Raw genomic sequence first — 26,218 nt, forward strand, 5'->3', positions numbered from 1 at the left:
GACCAGTTCAGCGGAACGAAAATTGCTCATTCGGACAGGATACGCCGTCAATTTTCGAGAATCAGGAGACTTCCAGCAATGCACGCGCCGCCCACCGCCGCTGTCGACGAAAAAACGTCCGCTGTCGTCGAAACCGATCTCCCTTCGCGGCTCGACCGTTTGCCCTGGGGACGCTTCCATTCGCTGATCGTCGTGGCGCTGGGCGTGACCTGGCTGCTCGACGGTCTTGAAGTGACGTTGGCGGGCGCCGTGGCAAGCGCGTTGAAGTCTAGCCCATCGTTGCACTTTACCAACGCCGAAGTGGGCGTCGCCGGCAGTGCGTACATTGCCGGCGCGGTGCTCGGCGCGCTCGGCTTCGGCTGGCTGACCGACCGGCTCGGCCGGCGCAAGCTGTTCTTCATCACGCTGGCGCTGTATCTGGCCGCCACCGCGGCCACCTCGCTGGCGTGGAATCTCGCTAGCTTTCTGCTGTTTCGCTTTCTGACTGGCGCGGGCATCGGCGGCGAATACACGGCGATCAATTCGACAATCCAGGAATTCACCCCGGCACGCGTGCGTGGCTGGACCGATCTGGGTATCAACGGCACGTTCTGGGTCGGCGCGGGCCTGGGCGCGGCGGGTTCGCTAGTGTTGCTCGATCCGCATCTGCTACCTGCCGACTGGGGCTGGCGCGCATGCTTCTTTATCGGCGCAGTGCTGGCGCTCGCGATTCTGCCGATGCGCATGTGGGTGCCGGAAAGCCCGCGCTGGCTGCTCACGCACGGCGGCGAACCCGACGCGCGCTCCATCGTCGAGGGCATCGAAACGCGTTTTCGCGATAAAGGCCACCAACTCGTGGACGATGAACTGAAAGGGTTGCGCCTGCGGTCGCGCGGACATACGCCGCTGCGCGAGGTGTTCCACACGCTGTTCAACGTGCATCGACGCCGTGCGCTAGTCGGACTGTCGCTGATGACCGCGCAGGCGTTCTTCTACAACGCGATTTTTTTCACCTACGCGCTGGTGCTCACCGATTTCTATCAGGTACCGGGCGAGCGCATCGGCTGGTATCTGTTGCCGTTCGCGCTCGGCAACTTCCTCGGGCCGCTGGTGCTGGGCCGACTGTTCGATGTAATCGGCCGACGCAAGATGATCGCGGCGACCTACGGACTGTCCGCGATTCTGCTGACACTGAGCGGCTACCTGTTCGAGCAACATCTGCTGACTGTCGTCACGCAGACGATCGCCTGGATGGTGATCTTCTTTTTCGCATCGGCGGCGGCCAGTTCGGCGTATCTGACGGTCAGCGAATCCTTCCCGCTCGAAATCCGCGCCCTGGCGATCGCAGTGTTCTACGCATTCGGCACGGCCCTCGGCGGCATCGCCGGCCCGGCGTTCTTCGGCCGGCTGATCGACACGCATCAACGCAGCGAAGTGTTTTCGGGCTATCTGGTCGGCTCGGGGCTGATGCTGGCGGCAGCGGTGATCGCCTCGATCTGGGGCGTGGATGCCGAGCGCAAATCGCTGGAGCATGTCGCCGCGCCGCTTTCGAGCGTCACGGACGACGCCGAATAAAAATCGCGCGGTCAGCGCCGCGCGTTTCCTGATACTACGACCTGCTACGACTGAGCGGCGCTCAGAACGCCTTCTTCCAGCCACCGCCATACGCGATGTCGGCGAGCGGCAGACGCTGACGCACCGACTTCTCACGCTCGCGCAACACCGGATCGAGCTTATCGACGTCGCCATAGTGGCCGAGCGAAATGATCGCGATCACGTCGACGTCGTTCGGCAGCTTGAATGCCGTGCGGAACGCGTTCGGGTCGAAGCCGCTCATCTGATGCGCGGCGAGACCGAGTGCGTGCGCCTGCAAGACCAGCGACATCGCCGCCGCACCCGCATCGTACGACGCGGCACGGTTCACTTCGCCCTTGTTGGTGAGCGTGTGCGTGGTCACGGCGATCAGCACCGGCGCCGGCGCGTTCCAGCCCTGGTTGAACGGCACCAGCGTGGCGAAAGCCTGCTTGAAGGCCACTTCATCGACACTGCGGTCAAAAACGAGGAAACGCCACGGTTGCGCGTTATACGAAGACGGCGCCCAGCGCGCCGCCTCGAGAACCGCACGCAATTGCTCGCGGCTCACCGGCTCGCTCGAATACGCGCGCGGGCTCCAGCGGCCTGCAATCAGCTCGTGAATGGCAACTTCGGTAGGGGCGGGTTTGTTGGCCATACGCTTCTCTCGGTCGAAATTCATGATCGACGGGCGGCTGCCCGGGGCCACATAGCATAACCGGGCTTCACCGCGCGTGCTCCATCAAGTGTGCAGTTAGTTTTTACGTAGAGTGCGATGGAAAACGGCCCCGTGTGCGCCGTTGGCGTGCAAGCGCTTGGCTTTGACGTGTTGCTTTAAACCGCCTGCGTCTCCGGTACCCGAGCCGGCCGGTTGATGCGCAGCACGATGACGGCGGCGACCAGACACAAGCCGCCCGAAATCATCGACGCCACCGTGTAGGTACCGAGGCTCGCACGCAGCATCCCCGCGCCGAGCGCCGCGAACGCCGCGCCCAACTGGTGACCGGCGACCACCCAGCCGAACACGACAGGGGCCGATTCCTTGCCGTAGACGTCCGTGGCGAGACGCACAGTGGGCGGCACGGTGGCGATCCAATCGAGGCCGTAGAACACTGCGAAAACCGGCAGGCCGAAAAAGTCGATGCCGAACGCGTGCGGCAGATACATTAGCGACAAGCCGCGCAGGCCGTAATACCAGAACAGCAGCACGCGGCTATTGAAGCGGTCCGACAGCCAGCCCGACAGCGTCGTGCCGAACAGATCGAAGATGCCCATCGCGGCGAGCAGCGATGCACCCTGCACTTCGGTCATCCCGTAGTCGCCGCACATTGCGATCAGATGCGTGCCGACGTAGCCGTTGGTGCTCGCGCCGCAAATGAAGAAGCTGAAGAACAGCAGCCAGAAATCGCGCGTCTTGCTGGCCATTGCGAGGGTGCCGAAGGCGATCGCCAGCGGATTCTGCTTTGTGACGGTCGTGGTGATCGGGGCATTGGCCGGTTCGCCGAACGGACGCAGTTTCATGTCGGCCGGCCGCTCCGGCAGCAGGAATGCAACCAGTGGCAACACGATTGCCGCCGCGCCGGCGACGACCCACACGACCTGGCGCCAGCCGTAGTGCTCGGCGATGGCCGCGAGGATCGGCAGGAACACCAGCTGGCCGGTGGCCGAACTGGCGGTGAGAATCCCCATCACCAGCCCGCGATGCGTGGTGAACCAGCGTGTCACGACGGTGGCCGACAGCGACAGCGCCGCCACACCCGTCGAGCCGCCGACCATCACGCCCCAGATCAGAACCATCTGCCACGGATGCGTCATCAGCGACGACAGCGCCACGCCCGCCGCCATCGTGCCGAGCGCGGCGAGCAGCGTCGGACGCACGCCGAAGCGCTGCATCGCGGCGGCCGCGAACGGCCCCATCAGGCCGTAAAGAGCGATGTTCACGGAGATCGCGAGTGAAATCGTCGCGCGGCTCCAGCCAAATTGATGCTCGAGCGGCACCATCATCACGCTCGGCGTCGCGCGCGTGCCGGCCGCCGCCAACAACACCAGAAACACCACCGCCACGGTCAACCAGCCGTAGTGGAAACGCCCGCCAATCAGTCTCGCTGCCCAGTTCATCGGTTCTCCAATTGACGCGTGTCCCGCAGGCTGCGCCGCTTCGTATTGTTACGACATCGGTAAAAGGCTTGTGACAGATCAGTCACAATGGGTGTTGCGATGTTAGTTACTGGTCGGTAACATGTCAAGGCGTCAGTTCAATTCAGGTGACACTCCATGTCCGACAGCGAAACTCCCAAGCCAGCCGGCGTACGGCGCGCGCGCGGCGTGCAAACCGCCGGGCCGCAGGCGCAGCAGCACTTGCTGCGCGCCGCGGACGAACTGTTCTACCGCGAGGGCGTACGAGCAGTGGGTGTCGACGCGGTGGTCGAGCGTGCCGGCGTGAACAAGATGAGTTTGTACCGCCAGTTTTCGTCGAAGGATGAACTGGTGATGGCGTACCTGGAGCGCAAGGACCAGCAGTTTTTTGGCTACGTGGAGAGGAGTTTTGCAAAGCATCCAGGTGAACCGGCGAAGCAACTCCAGCAGTATTTCGACGACCTGGCGGTGCGCGCGTCGATTGACGACTACCGCGGTTGCCCGTTCGTGAATGTTTCGGTGGAATTTCCGGACACTGAGCATCCGGCCCGCCAGTTTGTGTTTCGCAACAAGGAACGGCTGATTGCACGGATCACGGAGTTGACGACTGCTGCGGGGGCGGATGATCCCGTGGCATTGGCCAATGCGCTGGGTTTGATGATCGAAGGCGTGTATGCGGCCAGCCAGACTTATGGACCGGGTTGCGGGCCGATTCTTGCCGCACCCAAGGTGGCGGCGCAGTTGATTGCCGCTTCATGCGGTGCGGCGCCGGTGGCCTGAACTTTGGGGCCATGGTGGGCCGGCTTTGGCCCGGTAAGATAACGTTTTCTCTTTTGTTGCTGCTTTCCTATGCCGCTGTCTGCCGAGTCTCGTGATGCTGTTGTTGCTGCTACCCGTCATTGGCTGACGAAAGCGGTGATTGGGCTCAATTTGTGCCCTTTTGCCAAGGCCGTGCATGTGAAGGGGCAAATTCGCTATGCCGTTAGCGAGGCGGTCGATATGGAAGGGGTTTTGATCGATCTCGAAAACGAGCTTCAGGCGCTGATTGCTTCCGATCCTGATTCGGTGGATACCACTTTGTTAATTTTGCCGCAGGCGCTCGGGGATTTTCTCGAATTTAACGATTGCTTGTTTTTTTCTGATCGGATGATCAAACAGCTTCAGCTTGAAGGTGTTATCCAGATTGCCAGTTTTCATCCTCATTATCAGTTTGAAGGCAGTGCGCCGGATGATATTGATAATTATACTAATCGGGCACCGTATCCTATTCTTCATTTGCTCCGCGAGGATAGTATTGAACGGGCTGTTCAGGCTTTTCCTGATGCAGAGGATATTTATGAGAGGAATCAGGAGACCCTCAGGAGGATTGGCCTTGCAGGCTGGAATGATTTGATGGAACGCAGTGGCGAGTAATTGGCTGTTTGCCTACGGCGTTGGCTTTTTCTTATTTTCTCTGCTTTTTTCGGCGCTTATTGGTTGTGTGCCTGCGGCGTTGGCCTTTCCTTGATTTGATATTGGTTTATTAGCGTTCCCCCTGTGCGGGGGGCACCTACTTTTCTTTGCCTGCCGCAAAGAAAAGTAGGCAAAAGAAAGCGGCTTTACACCGCCAGCTCTCAAGCGGGTCCCCTGGCTTGGAGGAGACAGTGGAGCATCTGGAATCTGTGCTCTCGCACACTCCACGTGAGTGACAAGGCACTCATCCTTCCGGCGGCGCTACGCGCGCCGTAGCGGTACTTCTCAAAACCGGTGGGGTGTCCGCGCCTCTCGCATCATCCTTCCCGCCTCGCACTACGTGCTCTCCGGAACGGTCTGCCAGGGAAACCAGAGGTTTCGCTTGTGCGCAGTGGGGGTCATCGGCTTCGCCTCGTCGAGGCGCCCAAGCGTGCAAGTGCGCGCCACCGCGCCGAACTAGCCGCAGGCGCCCAAACCGCCAGGCGGTTTGATGAAGCACCACTACGGCGCGCGAAGCGCCGCCGGAAGAATGACGGCCTTGTCACCGGCGCGGAGTGTGCGGGAGCACCGATTCCAGATGCTCCACTACCTCCTCCAAGCCAGGGGACCCGCTTAAGCGTTAGCGGTGTGAAGCCGCTTTCTTTGCTTACTTTCTTTGCGGCGGCAAAGAAAGTAAGTGCCTGCCCCGCACAGGGGCGAAGCTAATAGACCACTAAGAATTCAAGGAAAGGCCAACACCATAGGCACACAGACATAAAGCGCCGAGCAGGCAAAAAACAATGCCCCTGCAAGGAAAATCACCTTTATACAAAAAACCTTTCTTTCAACTCCTCAATCCCAAGTGTCTCCATAACTTCATTAAGCCGCTCAGCAGGTCGCCGTCTCGGCAAATCCTTATACTGAGCAATAATGAGTTCATTCTTCATGGAGTGCTCCCACCCGACGAGCTCGGTAACACTCACCTGATAGCCATGAGCTTCCAGCTGCAAACACCGCAATACATTAGTAATCTGGCTCCCGAACTCTCTAGTATGCAAAGGATGCCGCCAGATCTCCGTCAAAACATTCCCAAGCGATTTACCCTTATTTTGTCGCAAAACCCCAGCCACCTCAGCCTGGCAACACGGCACCACAACAATAAATTTGGCATGTTTCTCCAAAGCAAACCGAATCGCATCGTCAGTAGCGGTATTACACGCATGCAGCGCCGTCACAATATCGATCTCGGCGGGCAACCGCTCCGAAGTGATCGAATCAGCCACCGACAGGTTCAGAAACGACATCCCCGTAAAGCCAAGCCTGGCGGCCAGTTCCTCGGACCTGGTCACCAGATCCTCGCGCGTCTCAATGCCGTAAATGTGCGAAGCACCACCAGCGGCGCCCTGAAACTCCTTGAAGAAAAGGTCATACAGGATAAAACCTAGATATGACTTGCCCGCGCCGTGGTCGACGAGCGTCACGTCGCCCTGTTTATCTTTGAGCTCCTTGAGCAGCGGCTCAATGAACTGGAACAGGTGGTAGACCTGCTTCAGCTTGCGGCGGCTGTCCTGGTTCATCTTGCCGTCGCGCGTCAGGATATGAAGCTCCTTCAGCAGTTCGACGGATTGGTTCGGACGGATTTCGTGGGTTTTGCTGGACATCGTGGGAACCGCCATCAATTGCAACGCGAACGTGCGACAGATGACGGAAAAAAGGAAAAGTTGCTGCCAGTTTACCCAAAGCGCGGCCCGCTCACCTGAGTAGCCGCGTAGGCTGTACGAAAAACACCGCATCCTGGAACACTTCCTGCTCAACAGACAGTACGCGGAACGTTTCCAAAGCGGCGCAATACACCATGCGTGCCGGCTCGCCCAACAACCCAAGCCGGCGTACGCATAACAACAGGCTGCCGGCCGTGGCGTCGATCACGCGAACCGAATGCATGTGGGGTGGCGGACCCGGAACACGGGCCGAACGTTACGTAACCAGCAGCGCGCCGCGATCGCAAACGGAAGCGCGCTCGGATAATAGAAGAGGCAGCAATGGATACGATACCCAACGGAAACGTCGAGCAGAAGTTTCAGGAAATGCTGGCGAAGCTCACCGCCGCGCCCGCGTGGTCGGAGAAACAGCAACTCGAACTGGAGATGGCGCGCGATATCTCCACCGAAATGCTGCGTCTAGCCGAATTCATGCGCGACGGCAACGTCGACATGGAAACATGCCTGACAATGCTCAAATACGCGAAGGTGCTCGACTTCGTCATGACCACGCTCGCTTCGCGCCGCGACATCAAGCCGCAAACGCTGCGAGTGATCTTCAAGCTCGCCGGCCTCAAAGTAGACGAGGCTTACCCCGGCTGAACCAGCAACGCCGCGACGAAAGCGGGCAACGCGCACGCCGCCCGTTTTCGTCCACCTGCATCCGTTCTCGCAGAAGAACAGATCACCTGTGAAATCACTTGCGCGGCGCCTCCATCGGCGGCGTGCCTTCATGAAACAGCGTCTTTAGCTGGGAGCGCAGTTCCGGCGAGTCCGTGTGTTTGTGAACCGTAACGGCGTGCTGCACAGCCGCGTCGAGCAATTCGCTCTCGGTATCGGCGGACAACGCAACCGTGCAATTCATTTCACTTGGAAATTCACGGCAGTCGATATATTTGCGGGTCATGACAGTCTCCGTCATCTAAGCAACAGCACGCGCGCAAACCATCTCGCCGAGCCGCGGCGCAACGGCAGCGTCGAGCGGCATGGAGGTGTTGAGCAGGTTCGGCGTGGGGAAGACGCGAACGGCGTCCGATGGAAGGTCTTTGAAAAGTATAGTTCGCGCACCTGAATTGCATAGAAGCGCGCGCGAGTTCAGCGAATGTCAAAACGCCCGAACCCAGACGTTTTCGGCCAGCCAGCGGAGCCGCCCGTTTGCCCCGGCATGCCGGCAGTGTGAAAATAGCGCCCTTCGCGCCGCTCGATCATTGCATCGCGCAAACGCGCCGCCTCTCCGCTCATCTGCAGGACCGCATGTCACCCTCCTTTGATTCCGCCCATGTCGCCGTGATCGGCGGCGGCCCCGCCGGTCTGATGGCCGCCGAGGCGCTGGCCCAGCACGGCGTGCAGGTCGACGTCTACGACGCAATGCCGTCGGTTGGCCGCAAATTTCTGATGGCGGGCAAAGGCGGCATGAACATCACGCACGCCGAGCCGCTCGAGCCGTTTCTCGGCCGTTACGGCCTGCGCCGCCAACAGATCACGCCGCTACTCGATACCTTCGGGCCCGATGCGTTGCGTGCCTGGTTGCACGAGCTCGGCGTCGAAACCTTTGTCGGCAGTTCGGGCCGGGTTTTTCCGACCGATATGAAAGCCGCGCCGATGTTGCGCGCGTGGCTGCATCGGTTGCGGGAAGCCGGGGTGCGCTTTCATATGCGCCACAAGTGGATCGGCTGGGACGAACAAGGCAACAACGAAGCCAACAACGCCGCCCCGCACGCCCTGCGCTTCGCGACACCCGACGGCGAGCAAACCGTGACCTGCGATGCCGTCGTATTGGCGCTCGGTGGCGCAAGCTGGCCACGGCTCGGATCGGACGCCGCCTGGGTGCCGCTGATGAGCGCGCGCCAGGTGCCGGTGACGCCCTTGCGGCCCGCGAACTGCGGCTTCGATGCCGACTGGAGCCCCTATCTGCGCGAGCGTTTCGCAGGCCAGCCGGTCAAGCCGGTGGCCATCGCGATCACAGATATAGACAAAAAAATCCACCATCGACAAGGTGAAATACTTCTGACCGAAACGGGCCTCGAAGGGAGCCTGATTTACGCATTGTCGGCAGCAATCCGGGAGCGAATTCTGGCCGACGGAGACGTCACGATCACGCTGGATCTGGCGCCAGGCTTGACTCTGGAGCGCATCGTCGACGAAGTCACGCGGCCGCGCGGCTCGCGTTCAATGTCGAGTCATCTGCAAGGCAGAATCGGTATTGGAGGCGTAAAACTCGCGTTGCTGCACGAGATTCTGTCGAAGGAAGCTTTCGCCGACACGAACCACCTGGCTCAGGCAATCAAAGCGCTACCGGTGCGGCTCACACGCGCGCGGCCAATCGAGGAAGCGATCAGCACCGCTGGCGGGATACCTTTCGAAGCGCTCGACGCGCAGTTGATGATCGAGCGTCTGCCCGGCGCGTTCTGCGCGGGCGAGATGCTCGACTGGGAAGCGCCGACCGGCGGCTATCTGCTGACGGCCTGCTTCGCTAGCGGCCTGGTGGCGGGGCGCGGCGCGCTAGCCTATCTCGCGGCGCGCGACGCGTCGGTGTAGTACGCCGCTTTCTTTTCAGCGGCGCGTCGCACCTCGTCGTCCGTGGCCTACCGCGCTTTCAGCCGCCACAGCGACGTCACCTCAGCCACACGCGCCGCGTGCAGCGCGTCGGTCTCATCGGTCGACTTCGGATGACGCGGACGAATATCCTCGCGGCCGACCACCGTCAACCCGGCCTTTTCGATCGCGGCGAGCAACCATTCGCGCGTGCGCAGACCGAGATGCTCGGCGAAATCCGACATGATCAGCCAGCCTTCGCCGCCCGGTGACAGATGCTCCGCCAGTCCATTGAGAAAGCCGAGCAACATGCGGCTCTCCGGATCGTAGACCGCGTATTCGACCGGCGACGCGGGCCGCGCCGGCACCCACGGCGGATTGCAGATCACGAGCGGCGCGCGGCCTTCGGGGAAAAGATCCGCGTCCACGACATCGACTTGCTGATCGTAACCAAGACGCGTGAGGTTTTCGCGTGCGCAGGCGAGGGCTCGCGGATCGCGATCTGTCGCGATGATTTTCTTCACGCCGCGCCTGGCGAGCAGCGCAGCCAGCACGCCCGTGCCAGTGCCGATATCGAATGCCTTGTTCAGCGACGGCAACGGCGTGCGTGCGACCAGGTCCACATATTCGCCGCGAACCGGTGAAAACACACCGTAGTGCGGATGAATGCGCTCGCCCAGCGCGGGAATTTCGACGCCCTTCTTGCGCCACTCGTGCGCGCCGATCAGTCCGAGCAATTCGCGCAGCGACACGACCGACGGCTCATCGGTCGGCGATCCATAGGTTTCGATACAGGCCTGCTGCACTTCAGGCGCGCGGCGCAGCGGTATCGCGTAGGCGGCGTCGAGCGGGATCAGGATCATGCCGAGCGTGCGAGCGCGTTGCGACTGCGCCTGACGATGCAGGTTGAACGCGTCGAGCGGCGTGTCGCCCTGCTTGCGCGGCTTACGCTCCAGCCGGCGCGTGACCGCTTGCAACAGTTGACGGGCGTTTTGGAAGTCGCCGTTCCAGAGCAGCGCGGTGCCTTCGCACGCGAGGCGGTAGGCAGAATCGGCGGTCATGCGGTCATCGGCGACGACGACGCGCTTAGGCGGCGGCACCGCTGCTTCGGAGCGCCAACGCGCTGTGCGGGGGCCGTCGGCTTCGGGCCAGGTGATGGTTGCGGGGCTGGTCATGATGAGGTGGGATGTGTTTTGCGGGAGTGACGCGGTGAAACGGAGCGTCGTCGGGGGCTTTGCCCGCCGGAGTGATTTTCTTGCGATGCCGACTGACGCCCGAATAGTAACGCTGTCGCCTCGGTTCGCGCTGCGGTATTCGTTAGCGAACGCCGCTGAGGATACCGATGCCACGGCTTTTGCTGCCTTCAAAACGCGTTTCGTAGACTAAAAAGTCCAGCATCGACAAGGTGAAAGAGATTTGAGCAAAAAGCGGCTATTTTTGCTTCGGCGAGGCCTGGCTGACTGCCCTGCCCCGCACTACGCCGCGGACGTCGAATGCATCGCCAGCAAGTCGCGCGCGGCGCTCCAGGCATCGGTTGCGGCAGTTTCACGGCCGGAGATTTGCACCGCGAGCGTGGCGCCGTCGAGCAGCATCACGATCACCGGCGCCAATACTTTTGCCTGCTCGGCGGGCACGATGTCGGCGGCCAGCTGCTCGATAAATTGCATCAGCTCGGCCTTCTGCTCAACGGTAATACCGTGGATGCTGCTGCCTTTGTCGGAGAATTCGGAAGCGGCGTGCACGAACATGCAGCCGGTGAACATCGCGCTTCTGAACCAGTCCTGATGCCATTCGAAGACACGTTCGAGACGGGCGAGCGGCGAATCCGCCTCGGCGACAAACGCCTTGAGCGACACCGCGCATTGCTCCTGACGCTGCCGCAACACCGCAATGACCAGATCCGTTTTAGACGGGAAGTGCCGGTACATGGTCATTTTCGCGACGCCCGATTCGGCAATGATCCAGTCCACGCCGACGGCATGGTAACCATGCTTGCTGAACAGGAGCGTTGCGGTATCGAGAATCTGCTGACGCTTGTCGGACACGGCGGCCTTGTTCGTTAAATATCTGCGAAGCGATTATACAAGGGCGTCCATTCGCCAATTGCAACAAGCGGTTTCGGTGGTAATCGTCGCGCGGGCGGAGTGCTTCACGGGGCGCGGCGGCCTGAAACCGGCTCACAGACCGGCTCACAGCGTCGACGGTGGACATGGCCCAGGCCATTGCTGCGGACAAGCTTGGCTCCTCACCTCGACCATCTCGCGCACGTGGCCGAATAGCGCGCTTTGCCGATTCACCCGAGTATGTCTCGATTGAGTCACGGGTGAGAATTTCGCACAGCGCCAACATTCGCGCTGCAGTATAGGAATACCTGTCTGCACGGGTAATCGATACCGCTCACCAGAACAAAAGTACGTTCGTTCATTCAAAATGCATATTCACTTTCTGGTGAGACAATAGACAGACCCGTATAGCTTCGGTATAGTCGCGTCAACTACGGGGACACACCGTTGCACAATAGAATCTGAGAGAGTGGCGCCGGCGCAATTACAACTACTACAGCGTCGATTCAAAAAACCAACATTCAGTTGCGGACGCGGATTGCGTCCGCAACTAGTATTCTTCCGAATCAGCTATTAATTAGCCAGCTTACGCGCTAAAGCCACTTTCGCATCCCAATCGAAGCTAATTACTCTCCTGCATCGCGCCAGGTTATTGCTTGCGCGCTGAACGCGTCTAAACGCTGCTTAAAATAAAAAACGGGTTTCTGAAAATTTTCAGAAACCCGTTTCGTGCTACTGGTGCCGGCTGCAGGACTCGAACCCGCCACCTCATGATTACAAGTCAAGCGCTCTACCTGATGAGCTAAGCCGGCATGAGGCCGTGATTCTACTTCATTTTACGATCTTGAGGCGAGCTCTTCCGCCACCTTTCGACCCATCGTCGTCAGGTTGCGATCCGTCGGTGGCGCTATCCGCTTTGGTGGACGCGCTATCCGCAGCCGGCGACGCAACGACCGTGCGCGGTGCAGCTCCGCTCGACGGGGCCGGCGACTCGGTTTCGTCCGCCAGCTCTGCATCGGCGCCCGAATCCAGCGCCTCGCCGCCCGCCGATTCGACCGGGAATGCCATGCCTTGCCCGTTTTCGCGCGCGTAAATCGCGAGAATATTGGCGATCGGCACTTCGATCTTGTGCGACTTGCCGGAGAAACGCGCGCTGAACTCGATCCACTCGTTGCCCATCTGCAACTGGCTGGTGGCCTCGAAGCTGATGTTCAACACGATTTCGTTATCGCGCACGAACTGACGCGGCACCCGCGTCTGATTGTCGACCCGCACCGCGATGTGCGGCGTGTAGCCATTATCCGTGCACCACTCGTACAGCGCGCGCAACAGATAAGGCTTGGTGGAAATCTCTTGCATCAACAGTCCTCTTACCGGGTGCGGGCCCGCGCAAAACCATGAGCGCGGCGCCCTCACCCCAAAGCCAAACTCAACGACGCATCACCTTTTCCGAAGGCGTCAGCGCTTCGATATAAGCCGGGCGGCTGAAAATGCGCTCGGCGTACTTCATTAGCGGTGCAGCGTTCTTCGACAGCTCGATGCCGTAGTGATCCAGACGCCACAGCAGCGGCGCGATCGCCACGTCGAGCATCGAGAACTCTTCGCCGAGCATGTACTTGTTCTTCAGGAAGATCGGTGCGAGCTGCGTCAGGCGATCGCGGATCGCGAGGCGTGCTTTTTCGTGATTCTTCTCAGCGGCCTTGCCCTTTTCGTTTTCGAGCGTGCCGACGTGGACGAACAATTCCTTTTCGAAGTTGAGCAGGAACAGGCGGGCACGGGCGCGCTGAACCGGATCGGCCGGCATCAGTTGCGGGTGCGGGAAGCGCTCGTCGATATACTCGTTGATGATGTTCGATTCGTACAGAATCAGGTCCCGTTCGACGAGAATCGGCACCTGACCATACGGATTCATCACAGCGATGTCTTCCGGCTTGTTAAACAGGTCGACGTCGCGGATCTCGAAGTCCATGCCCTTTTCGAACAACACCAGCCGGCAACGCTGGGAGAACGGGCAAGTTGTGCCGGAATACAGAACCATCATGTTTACGTTTCCTCAAAAAGCTGAAGGGCCAGCGCGCGGAAAAACCGTTCAGCAGGTTTTTCCTGGCGCCGGCCCCACGCCGATGACGGCGTGATTATTTGATATGTTTCCAGTACGCGGCGTTCAATCGCCAGGCGAAAAAGCTCAGGATGCCGAGGAAGAGCAGTACCCACACGCCAAGCTGTTTGCGGGTTTTCTGCGTCGGTTCGGACATCCATGACAGGTACGACACGAGGTCGGCCACAGCAGAATCATAATCTACCGGCGACATCGTCCCCGGAGTGACCTGTTGGAAGCCGACAAATTTGTGCACCGTTTCGCCTGTTTTTTCGTCGGTTTCGTCACCGAACTTCGCGGTACGTTGCCCCTGAAGCTGCCACAGCACGTGAGGCATGCTCACGTTTTCGTACACCAGATTGTTCCAGCCGGTCGGCCGCGTATTGTCGCGATAAAAGCTGCGCAGATACGTGTACAGCCAATCCTTGCTGCGCGCTCGCGCTTCCACCGACAAATCCGGCGGACTCGCGCCAAACCACGCTTTCGCGTCATCCGGGCGCATCGCCACGGTCATCGTGTTGCCGACCTTGTCGGTGGTGAACAGCAGGTTCGACTGGATTGCGCTCGGCGTAATGCCGAGGTCGGTCAGCCGGTTGTAGCGCATCAGGTTCGCGCTGTGGCAATTCAGGCAATAGTTTACAAACAATTGCGCGCCGTGCTGCAAGGAAGCGAAATTCTCCGCGTTATCGGGCGCGCGGTCGAGGGGGAAATTCTCGTCCGCGTGCGCCGGGCCTGCCAGCACCGCGAGCAGTGTCGCGCCAATTAGCGCGCACGTCGAAAGCAGCTTTTTCATTTCGTGTTCTCCTGGCTCGCGATTAGTGAGGCTTGAACCGCACCCGTTCGGGCGGCTGCTTGAACGTGCCAAGCCGCGTCCAGAACGGCATACCGAGGAAAAACGCGAAGTAGATCAGCGCGCACACCTGTGCAATCAACGTCGAAGCCGGCGACGGCGGTTTAGTGCCGAGGAAGCCCAACGTCAGGAAAGCGAGCACGAAGATCCCGTAGAACACCTTGTGAAAAAACGGCCGGTAGCGAATCGACTTCACCGGCGAGCGGTCGAGCCACGGCAGGAAGAACAGCGAGATCACCGCGCCGCCCATCACCACCACGCCCCAGAACTTCGATTCGGTGAACGCCATCGCCAGAATCACCAGCACGGCGAGCACCGGAAGCCCAAGCTTCCACTTGCCGCGCGCGCGGACCAGCGCGAACAGGCCGAGCAGCGCGATGATGATCATCAGCACGATCTTGAACGGATCGGTAGTGGCGCGCAGCATCGCATAGAACGCCGTGAAATACCACACAGGCGCAATTTCCTGCGGCGTTTGCAGCGGATTTGCGGGAATGAAGTTGTTCGCTTCAAGGAAGTACCCGCCCATCTCCGGCGCGAAAAAGATGATCGCCGCGAAGATTATCAGGAACACCGACACGCCCATGAAATCGTGCACCGAGTAGTACGGGTGGAACGGAATGCCGTCGAGCGGAATGCCGTTCGTGTCCTTCTTCCCCTTGATCTCGATGCCGTCCGGATTGTTTGAACCGACCTCATGTAGCGCCACCAGATGCACGACGACCAGCAAGATCAGAACCAGCGGAATCGCGATCACGTGGAACGCGAAAAAGCGGTTCAGCGTGACGTCGGACACGACGTAGTCGCCGCGAATCCACAACGACAGATCCGGCCCAATGAACGGAATCGCCGAGAACAGGTTCACGATCACCTGCGCGCCCCAGAACGACATCTGGCCCCACGGCAACAGGTAGCCGAAAAACGCTTCTGCCATCAGGCTCAGGAAAATCGCGCAGCCGAACACCCACACCAGCTCGCGTGGCTTGCGATACGAGCCGTACAGCAGCCCGCGGAACATATGCAGATACACGACGACAAAAAACATCGACGCGCCCGTGGAGTGCATATAGCGGATCAGCCAGCCCCACGGCACGTCGCGCATGATGTACTCGACCGACGAGAACGCGAGCGTCGCGTCGGGCTTGTAGTTCATCGTGAGGAAGATGCCGGTGACGATCTGATTCACCAGCACCAGCAGCGCCAGCGAGCCGAAGAAGTACCAGAAGTTGAAATTCTTCGGTGCGTAGTACTCGGAGACGTGCTTCTTCCACGTCGACGTCATCGGAAAGCGCCGGTCGATCCAGCCGGCCAGCCCGGTCGTCTCCACTTCGTGTTCGATCGCCATTTACGCTTCTCCTTTCTCGTCCTTGCCGATCACGAGGGAATTCGCCGACGTGAACATATAAGGCGGGACGTCCAGATTCTGCGGCGCAGGTTTGTTCTTGAAGACGCGGCCGGCCATGTCGTAGGTCGAGCCGTGGCAAGGGCACAGGAAGCCACCTGGCCAGTCGTCGGGAAGATTGGGCTGCGCGCCCTCCTGGAAGCGCGGCGTCGGCGTACAGCCCAGATGGGTGCACACGGCGACGGCGACGAAAAGATTCTTGTGATCGCTCCGCGAACGGAATTCGTTGTTGCAGTACTCCGGCAACGGCATCGAAAAAGCATTCGTGGTGTGGGGATCCGCTACTTCGTTATCGGCTTTCTGGACATCGGCGAGCATCTTGTCGGTGCGGTTGATGATCCACACCGGCTTACCGCGCCAGGCAACGGTCATCATGTCGCCAGGTTTGAGATTACTGATATCGACTTCGACCGGCGCGCCTGCCGCCTTGGCCTTTTCAGATGGTGCAAACGAACCAACAAAGGGTACGACAGTGGCTACGCCTCCTATGCCACCTGCTACGGTCGTCGCTATCAGCCAGCTACGGCGGCTGCCGTCGACGCGTTCATCTTCCTTGTCTCGCATCACACGCCCCACTTCTGAGTTGGATTTTTCCTTCACGTCGCTTCTACCGCCGCTAGTTTGCGCGAATGGAGTCGGCATTTACAAGGCCCGATTGCCAAAAACCATGCGAAGCCATTGATATCTCAGGGTTTCTCCGTACGGATCGCAAACTTTTTTGTACCTCCTTTTAAGTGCTCCCTCCGTTATTCATGCCTTTTTCCTCTCTAATGCGGATTTTCAATTCAAACGGGATTAGGGATATCGATAAACAGGTGTTCGATATCGAACGATTCGGATAGATGCTTGCCGACCGCCTGCACACCGAAACGCTCGGTCGCGTGATGGCCGGCCGCAAGGAACGCGACACCGCTTTCCGCCGACGTGTGCATCACCGATTCCGACACCTCGCCCGTCAGGTAGACATCGGCGCCGGCGTCGATCGCGGCGTCGAACATGCCTTGCGCGGCGCCCGTGCACCAGCCGACACGGCGCAGTTCGCGGTCCGAGTCGCCGAATACGAGCGGTGTGCGGCCAAGCGTCTGCTCGACTTGCGCGGTGAAGTGCGCGAGCGTGATCGGCATCGGAAACGTGGCGAGCCAGCCGAGGTCGTTCTCGCCGAAGCGCGCGTCGCTGATCCAGCCCATCTTTGCGCCGATCTGCGCGTTGTTGCCGAACTCAGGATGGTCGTCGAGCGGCAGGTGGTAGGCGAACAGGTTCAGGTCGTTGGCGAGCAGCAGTTTCAGGCGCGCGTATTTGCGCCCGGTGATCTGCGGCGCCTCGTTGCGCCAGAAATAGCCGTGATGAACCAGCACGGCGTCGGCGCCCCAGTCGAGCGCGGCCTCCAGGAAGGCCACTGAAGCAGTCACGCCGGTCGCGAGCTTGTTGACCCGGCGGCGCCCTTCGACCTGCAATCCATTGGGGCAATAGTCCTTGAAGCGCGCGGTTTCAAGGAGATTGTTCAAGTACAATTCAAGTTCGATCCGATCCATATAAACCTCTAGTCTTCAGATGCTTAGACGCTTTTGGCTGTTCTTTGCCCAAGCGGTGACTGTGCTGTTGGCGCTGATGTTCATCATTGCGACCCTCAAACCGCAGTGGCTCCAGCGTCAAGGGCAATTCGGCAAGCAACTCGCCGAACCGATCGTCGCTCTTCGGGAAGTGGCGCCAGGCATCGGCAGCGGCCCTGCACAGGCGTCGTATGCGGACGCCGCGCAGAAAGCCATGCCTGCGGTCGTCAATGTGTTCTCGAGCAAGGACGGCTCGCTGCCGCCCGATCCCCGGGCGAAAGATCCGTTGTTCCGCTACTTCTTCGGCGACAAGAACAAAGGCAAGCAGCAGGAACAACCCGCCTCCAATCTTGGCTCGGGTGTGATAGTGAGTTCGGAAGGTTACATTCTAACGAACCAGCACGTCGTGGACGGCGCGGATCAGATTGAAATTGCGCTGGCCGATGGTCGCACCACCAATGCGAAGGTGATCGGCGTCGATCCGGAAACGGACCTCGCCGTGCTGAAGGTCAACATGACCAATCTGCCCACCATCACGCTCGGCCGCATGGACCAGACGCGCGTGGGCGACGTGGTGCTCGCGATCGGCAATCCGTTCGGCGTCGGCCAGACGGTGACGATGGGCATCGTCAGCGCGCTCGGGCGCAATCACCTCGGCATCAACACCTTCGAAAATTTCATTCAGACCGATGCGGCGATCAACCCGGGCAACTCGGGCGGCGCTTTGGTCGATGTGAACGGCAATCTGCTCGGCATCAATACGGCGATCTATTCGCGCTCGGGCGGCTCGCTCGGCATCGGCTTCGCCATTCCCGTGTCGACGGCGCGCAGCGTGCTGGAGAGCATCATCACGACCGGCTCGGTGACGCGCGGCTGGATCGGCGTCGAGCCGCAGGATGTGACCCCGGAGATCGCCGAGTCGTTCGGGCTGGAGCAGAAGTCCGGCGCGATCGTTGCGGGCGTGCTGAAGAACGGTCCGGCCGACCGCGCCGGCATCAAGCCGGGCGACATCCTGGTGAGCGTGAACGGCCAGGACATCACCGATACCACGCGTCTGTTGAACGTGATCGCGCAGATCAAACCGGGTACGGCCGCGAAGGTTCATCTGGTGCGCAAGGGCCGTGAAATGGATCTGGACGTGGCGATCGGCAAGCGCCCGCCGCCGCCGAAGCAACCGGCGGCGGACAGCGGCGGCGATCAGCAGGACGACGAGGGCGGTTGATGCAAAGCGGCGCGGGCCGAGGCCGCGGGCGACACGGCAGACCAAACAGCAACGCGGTTGCAAAACAAAAAGGGCAGTCCATTCAGGACCGCCTTTTTTGTTTGCCAAGCCTTCTGTCCTTCCGGCTTTCTGCCTGGCGTGGCCAGCGCGCGTGGCGCCAGATCAATTCGGAGGACTTGCGTCTTCGACCACCGCCGGCTGCTTGCCCACAATCAGCCGCGCCGCAATGATGCCGGCCTCGTACAGCACAATCAGCGGAATCGCCAGAATCAGCTGCGAGAACACGTCCGGCGGCGTCACCACAGCCGAAACCACGAACGCGCCGACGATCACATACGGACGAATTTCCTTGAGCTTCCTGATGGTCAGCACGTTCATGCGAACCAGCAGCACGACTACGATCGGCACCTCGAAGGTCACGCCGAACGCAATAAACATCGTCAGCACGAAACTCAGGTAATTGTCGATATCGGTGGTCATCTCCGCACCGAGCGGCGCATTGTAATGCGCCATCACGCGGAAGATGGTCGGAAACACCACGAAATATGCGAACGCCATGCCGCACAGAAACAGCGTGTAGCTGCTACCCACCAGCGGCCCGACCAGCTTCTTTTCATGCTGATAAAGACCCGGCGCGACGAACGCCCAGATCTGGTACAGCACGATCGGCAACGCGATCACGAAGGCGACCAGCATGGTGACCTTCATCGGCACGAAGAACGAACCGGTGACGTCGGTGACGATCATCTTGCCGTCCTTCGGCAGATTCTGCATCAACGGCCGCGCGAGCAGCCGGAAGATGTCCGGCGCCCAATACACGAGTCCGACAAACACCACGATGACGGCAAGTCCGGCGCGGATGATGCGGTCGCGCAATTCCACGAGGTGGGAAATGAAGGTCTCTTCAGTGCCTTCGTCCTGGGTCTGCTGGGGGTCGCTCACACCGGCCCTCGGTTAGAGATTGTCGTTCTGATCATCAAAAGAACCGCGTCGGACGACGCATGGTGGCCGGCGTGTGACGGGCCACGCGCGCGGCGCCCGATTGCACGCGCGTGCGGCGCGTCGTGGCGCGCTTGTACCAGGTGGGCATGGCCGTCTGTTTGACGCGCCAGTTCTTGCGCCTGGGTCCCGCGGGCGGCGTGCTGGTCTGCCACGACGAAGTGCCCACGTCACCTTCGAGCGCGCCGCCGGCAATGCTCGGCGACACCGACGTGCCTGAATTCCATGCGTCGTTCAGCTCGGTTTCGTGCTTGCGCAGATTGTCGTGAACAGTGGTTTCGACGTTGCTCGCCGCCGCTTCGAACTCGCTCTTCATGCGACGCAACTCGTCGAGTTCGATTTCACGCGTGACTTCGGCCTTGACGTCGTTGATATACCGCTGCGCGCGGCCGAACAGCGCGCCGGCCGTGCGGGCCACGCGTGGCAGGCGCTCAGGCCCGAGTACGACCAGCGCGACGACGCCGATCAGCGCCATCTTGGTTAGACCGAGGTCCAGCATGAAGTGAAGTGTCCGTCAGTAACGCGGTTGGACCGCGGCTTAGCGGTAATCGCCGGAACGCGGCGTCTTTTCCTTCGCGTCCACATCCACAGCGCCGTTACGCGGCAGTTCGCGCTGCTGTTGCGCGTCAGCCGGCGTTTCGGCTTCTTTCATGCCTTCCTTGAAGCCCTTCACCGCGCCACCCAGATCAGTGCCGATATTGCGCAGCTTCTTCGTGCCGAACACCAGAGCGACGATCAACAACACGATCAGCCAATGCCAAATACTCAACGAACCCATGACTACTCTCCTTAACCCCGACGCCGCTTACAGATGCGGCAAAACTCTTATGCCTTGCGGCGTGAATCGAAGCGCGTGCGCTTCATCTATACGTTACCGCAGGCTCTTCCGATTCAACCGGTGGCACAGTGAATATGATTGTGACCAGACGATCGCGTCGGCGTCATTACAAAGCGGCACAAACAACGCCGCGCTATTGTCCGTGGCCAAAACTCGCCATGCGGGCGACGGCCAATCAATTGCCCTTTCGTCAGCCCATCCGGTGCCACGGACGCGGCCCCGCCAGAATATGCGCGTGCAGGTGATACACCTCTTGCCCGCCGCCGGGACCGGTATTGATCACCGTGCGAAACCCGGTTTCACCACCGGTATACGCGACGCCCAGCTGGTCGGCCAAACGCGCCACCAGAACAAGCATTCTACCAAGCAGCGATGCGTCGCTTTCGGCGCAGTTCGACAGCGTCGCGATGTGCTTGCGCGGAATCACCAGCACGTGCGTTTCGGCCGCCGGACGGATGTCGCGGAAGGCAACGAACTCTTCGTCTTCATGGACTTTGGTCGACGGAATCTCGCCGGCGGCGATCTTGCAGAAAAGGCAGTTCGGGTCGTGACTCATCGTATTCCTGACGCGGTATGGCCGCGGTATGGCTAAAGCGCGAAGCGTTCGGCGCGGTTCCGCGGTTTTCTTTTCCGGCCCAGTAGCCAGCAGACGAAACTCAAAACCAGCCGCGCGGATCCGCGAGCGGCTTGTTATCGTACAGATACAGCCAGCCCTTGATAATACGATACAACATCCAGATGCTGACGGCCCACAGAACCGGGAAGCCGATCAGGACGAAAACCAGCGCGCCGCCGATCAGATAGCCGACCAGGCCCATCCAGAACGTGCGGATCTGCCACTCGAAGTGCGCTTCGTACGGCGTACCGGCCACATCTTGCCGCTTCACGTAGTTGATGATGACCGCGATCAGAATTGAGATCCCGCCCGTCAGCCAATGGACCGCATACAGCGCGTACAGCACATGGGTAAGCGTGCGCAGACTGCGCTCGCGGTCGGAGTCGATCGCGTTGCGATACGCCGGCGGCGGGTAACTGTTGTGCGACTGTTCCATGCTTGCGTCCTCCTGAGGATGCGGTCGGATGTGTTCAGTGCAACGTGGGCGCCGGCGTTCGCTACTTCAAGACATTATGTGGCAATCAGTCGCCGTTCTGCTCGCGTTCGCGGCTCTTGCGCAGCGCCTTTTCCTCGATACCCGACAGGCCTTCGCGGCGCTCGAGTTCGGCGAGCACGTCCGCCGGGTTCAGATCGAAATGCGACAGCATCACGAGGCAATGAAACCACAGGTCGGCCACTTCGCCGACCAGCGCTTTCGGCGCGCCGCCATGACGCGCGTCTTTGGCGGCCAGTACGACTTCGGTGGCTTCCTCGCCGATCTTCTTCAGAACCGCGTCATCGCCCTTGTGGAACAGGCGCGAGACGTACGAAACGTCCGGATCGCCGCCCTTGCGGCTGTCGATGATGGCAGCGAGACGCAGCAGCGTGTCATTAGTAGATTGCGTGGATTGCGTCATTTGTAGATGTGTTCGGGGTCTTTCAGCACGGGCTCGACGGCGACCCAGTCGCCGTCGTCAGCCGTGCCTTCGAATTTCTGGAAAAAGCACGAATGGCGGCCGGTGTGGCAGGCGATGCCCGACACCTGCTCGACCTTCAGCAGCACGACGTCTTCGTCGCAATCGAGCCGCACTTCGTGCACATGCTGCACGTGGCCGGACTCTTCGCCCTTGAACCACAGGCGCTGGCGCGAGCGCGAGAAATACACCGCGCGGCCGGTTTCGACGGTTTTCGCCAATGCCTCGCGGTTCATCCACGCGAACATCAGCACGTCGTTCGTCGACGCTTCCTGCGCGATCACCGGCACAAGGCCGTTCGCGTCCCACTTGACCTTGTCGAGCCAGTCCACGTCCGAGGGATTCACCACGTCACAACCTCACCGAAATGCCTTGATCGGCCATGAAGCGCTTGGCCTCGCCCACGGTGTGTTCGCCGTAGTGGAAGATGCTGGCGGCCAGCACCGCGTCCGCATGGCCGTTCTTGATGCCGTCGGCCAGATGCTGCAGCGAGCCGACGCCGCCCGACGCGATCACCGGAATCGGCACCGCGTCCGACACCGCGCGCGTGAGCGCGAGGTCGAAGCCGCTCTTGGTGCCGTCGCGGTCCATGCTGGTCAGCAGGATTTCGCCGGCGCCGAGTTCGGCCATCTTGCGCGCCCATTCGACGGCGTCCAGCCCGGTCGCCTTGCGCCCGCCATGGGTAAAGACTTCCCAGCGCGCCGGTTCGCCGTCGGTGGACACACGCTTCGCGTCGATCGCGACGACGATGCATTGCGAGCCGTATTTGTCCGTCGCGTCGCGCACCAGCTGCGGATTCGCGACCGCCGACGAGTTCATGCTGATCTTGTCCGCGCCCGCGTTCAGGAGACGCCGCACGTCTTCGACGGCGCGCACGCCGCCGCCGACCGTCAGCGGAATGAACACCTGCGAGGCAACCGCTTCGATGATCGGCAGGATCAGATCGCGCTGGTCGGAGGTGGCAGTGATGTCGAGGAAGGTGAGTTCGTCGGCGCCCTGATCGTCGTAGCGGCGAGCAATTTCGACCGGGTCGCCCGCATCGCGCAATTCGACGAAGTTGACGCCCTTGACCACGCGACCAGCCGTGACGTCGAGACAGGGGATGATGCGTTTAGCTAGAGCCATGATCTTGCAATTCTGCCAATACCGCTGATGAGGCCGCTCATTCCGGAGCGGCACTGTGCCGGCGCGGCTAGCCGCGTCACGTCGCAGGTGTGTCGAACACGTACGGCATGAGGCGCCTTCAGGACGCGCCATGACGTCCGCTTAAGTCCGCTTAAGTCCGCTTAAGCGGATTGCGCCGTTCCGTTCAGGCGTCGTCCGATTCGCGCAGCCGGTCCGCGAGGGTCTGCGCAGCAGCGAAGTCGAGATCGCCCGAGTAAATTGCCCGGCCGCAGATCACACCTTCGATGCCTTCGTCCTCGACCTCACACAACGATTCGATGTCCGCGAGGTTCGACAGACCACCGCTCGCGATCACCGGAATCTTCACCGCGCGCGCAAGGCGCACCGTCGCTTCGATGTTGATGCCTTGCAGCATGCCATCGCGGCCGATGTCGGTGTAGATGATCGATTCGCAGCCGTAATCCTCGAATTTGCGCGCCAGATCCGCCACTTCATGGCCGGTCAGCTTGCTCCAGCCGTCGGTCGCGACTTTACCGTCTTTCGCATCCAGCCCGACGATGATATGGCCGCCGAACGCCGTGCACGCATCCTGCAAAAAGCCCGGATTCTTTACCGCCGCCGTACCGATGATCACATACGACAAGCCGTCGTCCAGATAACGCTCGATCGTGTTCAGGTCGCGGATGCCGCCGCCCAGCTGGACGGGAATCTCGCCACCCACTTCCTCGATGATCGCGCGGATCGCGTCTTCATTCTTCGGTTTGCCGGCGAATGCGCCATTCAGGTCGACGAGGTGCAGACGCCGGGCGCCGCGGTCGACCCAATGCCGGGCCATCGCCGCCGGTTCCTCGGAAAATATCGTCGCCTGGTCCATATCGCCCTGTTTGAGGCGTACACACTGACCATCTTTCAGGTCGATGGCGGGAATCAGCAGCATAGCAATCGGGTGTTGTCTGGGAGGTGGTTGAAGGTCGGCGGCAGCGGCTGGTGAGCCAGCTCACCGCAACGCCGTTCCGCTAGTTTAGTACAACTCTTTCGGCATCCTTGCTGGGCGCGATGGAGCTGAGAAATCGTCATGCCGCGGTTGTAGCGCGCGGCAGCCGCCACGCGGGTGGCGGAACAGCGCACGGCAACAGGAAGAAGAAAGGCGCTCACGGGTTCCAGTGCACGAAGTTGCGATACACGCGCAGGCCCGCTTCGGCGCTCTTTTCCGGGTGGAATTGGGTCGCGAAGATGTTATCCCGGGCCACCGCCGAGGTAAAGGGCACACCGTACACCGTTTCGCCCGAGGTATGGGCCGGATTCTCCGGCACGACGTAATAGCTGTGCACGAAATAGAAGAACGCGTTATCCGCGACGCCGTCCCACAGCGGATGCGGCTGCGCCTGACGCACGCGGTTCCAGCCCATCTGCGGGACCTTGAAGCGCGAGCCGTCGTCCTGCACCTGGCCTTCGAGATCGAAACGCAGCACCTTGCCAGGCAGCAGACCGAGGCCGGGCGTGCCGCCCTCGGCGCTCCAGTCGAACAGCATCTGCTCGCCGACGCACACGCCCATCAGCGGCTTCGTGCGCGACGCCTCGATCACCGCCTCCTGCAAGCCGGATTCGCCGAGACAGCGCATGCAGTCCGGCATCGCACCCTGGCCAGGCAATACCACACGGTCGGCCGAGCGAATTGCTTCCGGCTGATCGACGATCGCCACGTCCGCCTCCGGCGCGGCCTTGCGCAGCGCCTGAGCAACCGAACGCAGGTTGCCCATTCCGTAATCCACAATCGCTATCGAAGTTTTCATTTCAAGTTAGGCAGCAATGCCTTCAATCCATCGACGATGAATTCCACCGCCAGCGCCGATAACATTAAACCCATGAGCCGCGTGCCGATGTTGATACCCGTGCGACCCACCCAGCGGGCAATCGGTTCGGCGAGGCGCAGCGAAAAAAAGCAGATCGCCGCCAGCGCCGCACCGATCGCGATCAGGCTGAGCCGGTCGTACCAGTGCGCCGAGCCCGCCGCATAGATGATCGTCGTACTGATCGCGCCCGGGCCGGTCAACAGCGGAATCGCCAGCGGCACGACCGCGACGTTGTCCTTCTGCTCGGCTTCGTCGCGCTCTTCCGGCGTCGAACGGCTGTTGCCGATCTGCGCGTTCAGCATGTTGATCGCCATCAGCAGCATGATGATCCCGCCGCCCACTTCGAGCGAGCCGACCGAAATGCCGAAGAAGCTGATGATCTGCTGCCCGAGCAGCGTGGTCACCGCAATCACGCAAAACACCGAAATCGCCGCGATGCGGATGGTTCTGCGCCGCTCGACGTCGCCCTGATGGGCCGTCAGGCTCATGAAGAACGGGATGGCGCCGACCGGGTTGATCAGCGCCAGCAGCGAAATAAACGACTTCAGAATGTCCATCGCATACCGGGCGCGCGCGAGCGCAGCCGGTCCTGGTCAGTTAGTCGTTTAAAGGCTGCCCTTGGTCGACGGAATCTGCCCCGCCGCGCGTTCGTCCAGTTCGACGGCCATGCGCAGCGCACGTCCGAACGCCTTGAATACGGTTTCCATCTGGTGATGGGCGTTCAGGCCGCGCAGGTTGTCGATATGCAGCGTCACGCCGGCGTGATTCACGAAACCGCGGAAAAATTCGATGGAGAGATCGACGTCGAACGTGCCGATGCGCGCGCGGGTGAACGGCACATGGAATTCGAGCCCGGGACGGCCGGAAAAGTCGATCACGACGCGCGACAGCGCTTCGTCGAGCGGCACGTAAGAATGACCGTAGCGGCGGATGCCCTTGCGATCGCCAATGGCCTTCGCGACCGCCTGACCGAGCGTGATGCCGGTGTCTTCGACCGTGTGGTGATCGTCGATATGCAAGTCGCCATGCGCTTCGATGTCGAGATCGAACAACCCATGCCGCGCGATCTGATCGAGCATGTGGTCGAGGAACGGCACGCCGGTGGCCAGTTTCTGCTGACCGGTGCCGTCCAGATCGATCTTCACACGGATCTGCGTTTCGCTGGTATTGCGAACGACTTCCGCAAGGCGCATGGTAATTCCTCGAATCAAGCTAGAAAGCGATAGTAGTGTGGGA

30 protein-coding genes and 1 tRNA gene are annotated in these 26,218 nt (G+C 60.8%); 6 read left to right on the plus strand and 25 right to left on the minus strand.

Annotation, left to right across the window (positions count from 1 at the left end; genetic code table 11):
- Window positions 1–78: 78 nt before the first annotated feature.
- On the plus strand, window positions 79–1,554 hold the full coding sequence (locus AC3WOG_RS18710; protein WP_492579341.1) for an MFS transporter: 1,476 nt from the start codon (window positions 79–81) through the stop codon (window positions 1,552–1,554).
- Window positions 1,555–1,615: 61 nt separating this feature from the next.
- Here the strand turns inward: AC3WOG_RS18710 and AC3WOG_RS18715 are convergent, their stop codons facing one another.
- Together AC3WOG_RS18715 and AC3WOG_RS18720 are read right to left on the minus strand one after the other, a co-directional pair.
- A complete protein-coding gene (locus AC3WOG_RS18715; protein WP_492579342.1) occupies window positions 1,616–2,209 on the minus strand; it encodes a nitroreductase family protein in 594 nt (197 codons plus the stop codon).
- A gap of 176 nt (window positions 2,210–2,385) precedes the next feature.
- Window positions 2,386–3,669, minus strand: a complete 1,284-nt coding sequence (locus tag AC3WOG_RS18720) for an MFS transporter (protein WP_492579343.1) — start codon at window positions 3,667–3,669, stop codon at window positions 2,386–2,388.
- 156 nt (window positions 3,670–3,825) lie between these two features.
- Here AC3WOG_RS18720 and AC3WOG_RS18725 point away from each other — a divergent pair, with 156 nt between their 5' ends.
- Window positions 3,826–4,467, plus strand: coding sequence for a TetR/AcrR family transcriptional regulator (locus tag AC3WOG_RS18725; protein WP_492579344.1), 642 nt, complete (start codon window positions 3,826–3,828; stop codon window positions 4,465–4,467).
- A gap of 69 nt (window positions 4,468–4,536) precedes the next feature.
- Window positions 4,537–5,100 carry a DUF1415 domain-containing protein gene (locus AC3WOG_RS18730; protein WP_492579345.1) on the plus strand — a complete coding sequence of 188 codons (564 nt, stop codon included), beginning with the start codon at window positions 4,537–4,539 and terminating at the stop codon, window positions 5,098–5,100.
- Between the two features lie 842 nt (window positions 5,101–5,942).
- Here AC3WOG_RS18730 and AC3WOG_RS18735 read toward each other — a convergent pair.
- Window positions 5,943–6,779 carry a class I SAM-dependent methyltransferase gene (locus tag AC3WOG_RS18735; RefSeq protein ID WP_492579346.1) on the minus strand — a complete coding sequence of 279 codons (837 nt, stop codon included), beginning with the start codon at window positions 6,777–6,779 and terminating at the stop codon, window positions 5,943–5,945.
- Window positions 6,780–7,160: 381 nt separating this feature from the next.
- On the opposite strand from AC3WOG_RS18735, the gene AC3WOG_RS18740 reads away from it, so the two are divergent.
- Window positions 7,161–7,481, plus strand: coding sequence for a DNA-binding protein (locus tag AC3WOG_RS18740; RefSeq protein WP_492579347.1), 321 nt, complete (start codon window positions 7,161–7,163; stop codon window positions 7,479–7,481).
- A 94-nt stretch (window positions 7,482–7,575) separates the two neighbouring features.
- On the opposite strand, the gene AC3WOG_RS18745 is transcribed toward AC3WOG_RS18740, so the two are convergent.
- Window positions 7,576–7,785: a DUF1059 domain-containing protein gene (locus AC3WOG_RS18745; protein WP_492579348.1), complete on the minus strand. Its 210-nt coding sequence runs from the start codon at window positions 7,783–7,785 to the stop codon at window positions 7,576–7,578.
- 347 nt (window positions 7,786–8,132) lie between these two features.
- Here AC3WOG_RS18745 and AC3WOG_RS18750 point away from each other — a divergent pair, with 347 nt between their 5' ends.
- Complete coding sequence (locus tag AC3WOG_RS18750) at window positions 8,133–9,416, plus strand: TIGR03862 family flavoprotein (protein ID WP_492579349.1); 1,284 nt, start codon at window positions 8,133–8,135, stop codon at window positions 9,414–9,416.
- Window positions 9,417–9,463: 47 nt separating this feature from the next.
- Here the strand turns inward: AC3WOG_RS18750 and AC3WOG_RS18755 are convergent, their stop codons facing one another.
- The 9 genes from AC3WOG_RS18755 to AC3WOG_RS18795 form a co-directional block, all read right to left on the minus strand.
- On the minus strand, window positions 9,464–10,588 hold the full coding sequence (locus AC3WOG_RS18755) for a methyltransferase (protein WP_492579350.1): 1,125 nt from the start codon (window positions 10,586–10,588) through the stop codon (window positions 9,464–9,466).
- Between the two features lie 300 nt (window positions 10,589–10,888).
- Entirely contained in the window at window positions 10,889–11,458 is a 570-nt protein-coding gene (locus AC3WOG_RS18760) for a TetR/AcrR family transcriptional regulator (RefSeq protein WP_492579351.1), read from the minus strand.
- Window positions 11,459–12,212: 754 nt separating this feature from the next.
- Window positions 12,213–12,288, minus strand: a tRNA-Thr gene (locus tag AC3WOG_RS18765).
- A 19-nt stretch (window positions 12,289–12,307) separates the two neighbouring features.
- Complete coding sequence (locus AC3WOG_RS18770; RefSeq protein ID WP_492579352.1) at window positions 12,308–12,835, minus strand: ClpXP protease specificity-enhancing factor; 528 nt, start codon at window positions 12,833–12,835, stop codon at window positions 12,308–12,310.
- Between the two features lie 70 nt (window positions 12,836–12,905).
- The gene (locus tag AC3WOG_RS18775; protein WP_006052302.1) at window positions 12,906–13,517 is read right to left on the minus strand and encodes a glutathione S-transferase N-terminal domain-containing protein; all 612 of its coding nucleotides are present in this window, start codon (window positions 13,515–13,517) and stop codon (window positions 12,906–12,908) included.
- Between the two features lie 94 nt (window positions 13,518–13,611).
- Window positions 13,612–14,367 (minus strand): cytochrome c1, encoded by a 756-nt coding sequence (locus tag AC3WOG_RS18780; RefSeq protein WP_492579353.1) that lies wholly within the window; start codon window positions 14,365–14,367, stop codon window positions 13,612–13,614.
- A 22-nt stretch (window positions 14,368–14,389) separates the two neighbouring features.
- Window positions 14,390–15,769: a cytochrome b gene (locus AC3WOG_RS18785; RefSeq protein WP_492579354.1), complete on the minus strand. Its 1,380-nt coding sequence runs from the start codon at window positions 15,767–15,769 to the stop codon at window positions 14,390–14,392.
- Window positions 15,770–16,390: a ubiquinol-cytochrome c reductase iron-sulfur subunit gene (petA, locus tag AC3WOG_RS18790; protein WP_492579355.1), complete on the minus strand. Its 621-nt coding sequence runs from the start codon at window positions 16,388–16,390 to the stop codon at window positions 15,770–15,772.
- Between the two features lie 221 nt (window positions 16,391–16,611).
- Window positions 16,612–17,358, minus strand: a complete 747-nt coding sequence (locus tag AC3WOG_RS18795; protein ID WP_492579356.1) for a Nif3-like dinuclear metal center hexameric protein — start codon at window positions 17,356–17,358, stop codon at window positions 16,612–16,614.
- A 19-nt stretch (window positions 17,359–17,377) separates the two neighbouring features.
- Here AC3WOG_RS18795 and AC3WOG_RS18800 point away from each other — a divergent pair, with 19 nt between their 5' ends.
- Window positions 17,378–18,598 carry a Do family serine endopeptidase gene (locus AC3WOG_RS18800; protein WP_492579357.1) on the plus strand — a complete coding sequence of 407 codons (1,221 nt, stop codon included), beginning with the start codon at window positions 17,378–17,380 and terminating at the stop codon, window positions 18,596–18,598.
- A 162-nt stretch (window positions 18,599–18,760) separates the two neighbouring features.
- Here AC3WOG_RS18800 and tatC read toward each other — a convergent pair whose 3' ends face one another.
- The 12 genes from tatC to hisB form a co-directional block, all read right to left on the minus strand.
- Window positions 18,761–19,540, minus strand: coding sequence for a twin-arginine translocase subunit TatC (gene tatC, locus AC3WOG_RS18805; RefSeq protein ID WP_341314154.1), 780 nt, complete (start codon window positions 19,538–19,540; stop codon window positions 18,761–18,763).
- A 34-nt stretch (window positions 19,541–19,574) separates the two neighbouring features.
- On the minus strand, window positions 19,575–20,096 hold the full coding sequence (gene tatB / locus AC3WOG_RS18810; protein WP_341314153.1) for a Sec-independent protein translocase protein TatB: 522 nt from the start codon (window positions 20,094–20,096) through the stop codon (window positions 19,575–19,577).
- 39 nt (window positions 20,097–20,135) lie between these two features.
- The gene (tatA, locus tag AC3WOG_RS18815) at window positions 20,136–20,375 is read right to left on the minus strand and encodes a Sec-independent protein translocase subunit TatA (RefSeq protein ID WP_341314152.1); all 240 of its coding nucleotides are present in this window, start codon (window positions 20,373–20,375) and stop codon (window positions 20,136–20,138) included.
- A 250-nt stretch (window positions 20,376–20,625) separates the two neighbouring features.
- A complete protein-coding gene (locus AC3WOG_RS18820) occupies window positions 20,626–20,991 on the minus strand; it encodes a histidine triad nucleotide-binding protein (RefSeq protein WP_492579358.1) in 366 nt (121 codons plus the stop codon).
- 100 nt (window positions 20,992–21,091) lie between these two features.
- Window positions 21,092–21,487: a DUF4870 family protein gene (locus AC3WOG_RS18825; RefSeq protein WP_492579359.1), complete on the minus strand. Its 396-nt coding sequence runs from the start codon at window positions 21,485–21,487 to the stop codon at window positions 21,092–21,094.
- A gap of 85 nt (window positions 21,488–21,572) precedes the next feature.
- Window positions 21,573–21,947, minus strand: coding sequence for a phosphoribosyl-ATP diphosphatase (locus AC3WOG_RS18830; protein ID WP_341314149.1), 375 nt, complete (start codon window positions 21,945–21,947; stop codon window positions 21,573–21,575).
- Window positions 21,944–22,354 (minus strand): phosphoribosyl-AMP cyclohydrolase, encoded by a 411-nt coding sequence (gene hisI, locus AC3WOG_RS18835; protein ID WP_341314148.1) that lies wholly within the window; start codon window positions 22,352–22,354, stop codon window positions 21,944–21,946. The genes AC3WOG_RS18830 and hisI overlap by 4 nt, the downstream gene beginning before the upstream one ends.
- A gap of 1 nt (window position 22,355) precedes the next feature.
- Window positions 22,356–23,129 carry an imidazole glycerol phosphate synthase subunit HisF gene (gene hisF / locus AC3WOG_RS18840; protein ID WP_492579360.1) on the minus strand — a complete coding sequence of 258 codons (774 nt, stop codon included), beginning with the start codon at window positions 23,127–23,129 and terminating at the stop codon, window positions 22,356–22,358.
- Window positions 23,130–23,313: 184 nt separating this feature from the next.
- Window positions 23,314–24,066: a 1-(5-phosphoribosyl)-5-[(5-phosphoribosylamino)methylideneamino]imidazole-4-carboxamide isomerase gene (gene hisA / locus AC3WOG_RS18845; protein ID WP_042329166.1), complete on the minus strand. Its 753-nt coding sequence runs from the start codon at window positions 24,064–24,066 to the stop codon at window positions 23,314–23,316.
- A gap of 214 nt (window positions 24,067–24,280) precedes the next feature.
- Window positions 24,281–24,922, minus strand: a complete 642-nt coding sequence (gene hisH / locus AC3WOG_RS18850; protein ID WP_492579361.1) for an imidazole glycerol phosphate synthase subunit HisH — start codon at window positions 24,920–24,922, stop codon at window positions 24,281–24,283.
- Window positions 24,919–25,539 (minus strand): MarC family protein, encoded by a 621-nt coding sequence (locus tag AC3WOG_RS18855; protein WP_492579362.1) that lies wholly within the window; start codon window positions 25,537–25,539, stop codon window positions 24,919–24,921. The genes hisH and AC3WOG_RS18855 overlap by 4 nt, the downstream gene beginning before the upstream one ends.
- 48 nt (window positions 25,540–25,587) lie before the next feature.
- Window positions 25,588–26,175 carry an imidazoleglycerol-phosphate dehydratase HisB gene (gene hisB, locus AC3WOG_RS18860; RefSeq protein WP_492579363.1) on the minus strand — a complete coding sequence of 196 codons (588 nt, stop codon included), beginning with the start codon at window positions 26,173–26,175 and terminating at the stop codon, window positions 25,588–25,590.
- Window positions 26,176–26,218: the final 43 nt, after the last annotated feature.

It is taken from the genome of Paraburkholderia sp. FW306-02-B, from assembly GCF_058782725.1.

Coding starts and splice junctions, on each gene's coding strand:
- AC3WOG_RS18710 (WP_492579341.1), top strand. CDS start 79: ATGCACGCGCCGCCCACCGCCGCTGTCGACGAAAAAACGTCCGCTGTC.
- AC3WOG_RS18715 (WP_492579342.1), bottom strand. CDS start 2,209: ATGGCCAACAAACCCGCCCCTACCGAAGTTGCCATTCACGAGCTGATT.
- AC3WOG_RS18720 (WP_492579343.1), bottom strand. CDS start 3,669: ATGAACTGGGCAGCGAGACTGATTGGCGGGCGTTTCCACTACGGCTGG.
- AC3WOG_RS18725 (WP_492579344.1), top strand. CDS start 3,826: ATGTCCGACAGCGAAACTCCCAAGCCAGCCGGCGTACGGCGCGCGCGC.
- AC3WOG_RS18730 (WP_492579345.1), top strand. CDS start 4,537: ATGCCGCTGTCTGCCGAGTCTCGTGATGCTGTTGTTGCTGCTACCCGT.
- AC3WOG_RS18735 (WP_492579346.1), bottom strand. CDS start 6,779: ATGTCCAGCAAAACCCACGAAATCCGTCCGAACCAATCCGTCGAACTG.
- AC3WOG_RS18740 (WP_492579347.1), top strand. CDS start 7,161: ATGGATACGATACCCAACGGAAACGTCGAGCAGAAGTTTCAGGAAATG.
- AC3WOG_RS18745 (WP_492579348.1), bottom strand. CDS start 7,785: ATGACCCGCAAATATATCGACTGCCGTGAATTTCCAAGTGAAATGAAT.
- AC3WOG_RS18750 (WP_492579349.1), top strand. CDS start 8,133: ATGTCACCCTCCTTTGATTCCGCCCATGTCGCCGTGATCGGCGGCGGC.
- AC3WOG_RS18755 (WP_492579350.1), bottom strand. CDS start 10,588: ATGACCAGCCCCGCAACCATCACCTGGCCCGAAGCCGACGGCCCCCGC.
- AC3WOG_RS18770 (WP_492579352.1), bottom strand. CDS start 12,835: ATGCAAGAGATTTCCACCAAGCCTTATCTGTTGCGCGCGCTGTACGAG.
- AC3WOG_RS18775 (WP_006052302.1), bottom strand. CDS start 13,517: ATGATGGTTCTGTATTCCGGCACAACTTGCCCGTTCTCCCAGCGTTGC.
- AC3WOG_RS18780 (WP_492579353.1), bottom strand. CDS start 14,367: ATGAAAAAGCTGCTTTCGACGTGCGCGCTAATTGGCGCGACACTGCTC.
- AC3WOG_RS18785 (WP_492579354.1), bottom strand. CDS start 15,769: ATGGCGATCGAACACGAAGTGGAGACGACCGGGCTGGCCGGCTGGATC.
- petA (WP_492579355.1), bottom strand. CDS start 16,390: ATGCGAGACAAGGAAGATGAACGCGTCGACGGCAGCCGCCGTAGCTGG.
- AC3WOG_RS18795 (WP_492579356.1), bottom strand. CDS start 17,358: ATGGATCGGATCGAACTTGAATTGTACTTGAACAATCTCCTTGAAACC.
- AC3WOG_RS18800 (WP_492579357.1), top strand. CDS start 17,378: ATGCTTAGACGCTTTTGGCTGTTCTTTGCCCAAGCGGTGACTGTGCTG.
- tatB (WP_341314153.1), bottom strand. CDS start 20,096: ATGCTGGACCTCGGTCTAACCAAGATGGCGCTGATCGGCGTCGTCGCG.
- tatA (WP_341314152.1), bottom strand. CDS start 20,375: ATGGGTTCGTTGAGTATTTGGCATTGGCTGATCGTGTTGTTGATCGTC.
- AC3WOG_RS18820 (WP_492579358.1), bottom strand. CDS start 20,991: ATGAGTCACGACCCGAACTGCCTTTTCTGCAAGATCGCCGCCGGCGAG.
- AC3WOG_RS18825 (WP_492579359.1), bottom strand. CDS start 21,487: ATGGAACAGTCGCACAACAGTTACCCGCCGCCGGCGTATCGCAACGCG.
- AC3WOG_RS18830 (WP_341314149.1), bottom strand. CDS start 21,947: ATGACGCAATCCACGCAATCTACTAATGACACGCTGCTGCGTCTCGCT.
- hisF (WP_492579360.1), bottom strand. CDS start 23,129: ATGGCTCTAGCTAAACGCATCATCCCCTGTCTCGACGTCACGGCTGGT.
- hisA (WP_042329166.1), bottom strand. CDS start 24,066: ATGCTGCTGATTCCCGCCATCGACCTGAAAGATGGTCAGTGTGTACGC.
- hisH (WP_492579361.1), bottom strand. CDS start 24,922: ATGAAAACTTCGATAGCGATTGTGGATTACGGAATGGGCAACCTGCGT.
- AC3WOG_RS18855 (WP_492579362.1), bottom strand. CDS start 25,539: ATGGACATTCTGAAGTCGTTTATTTCGCTGCTGGCGCTGATCAACCCG.
- hisB (WP_492579363.1), bottom strand. CDS start 26,175: ATGCGCCTTGCGGAAGTCGTTCGCAATACCAGCGAAACGCAGATCCGT.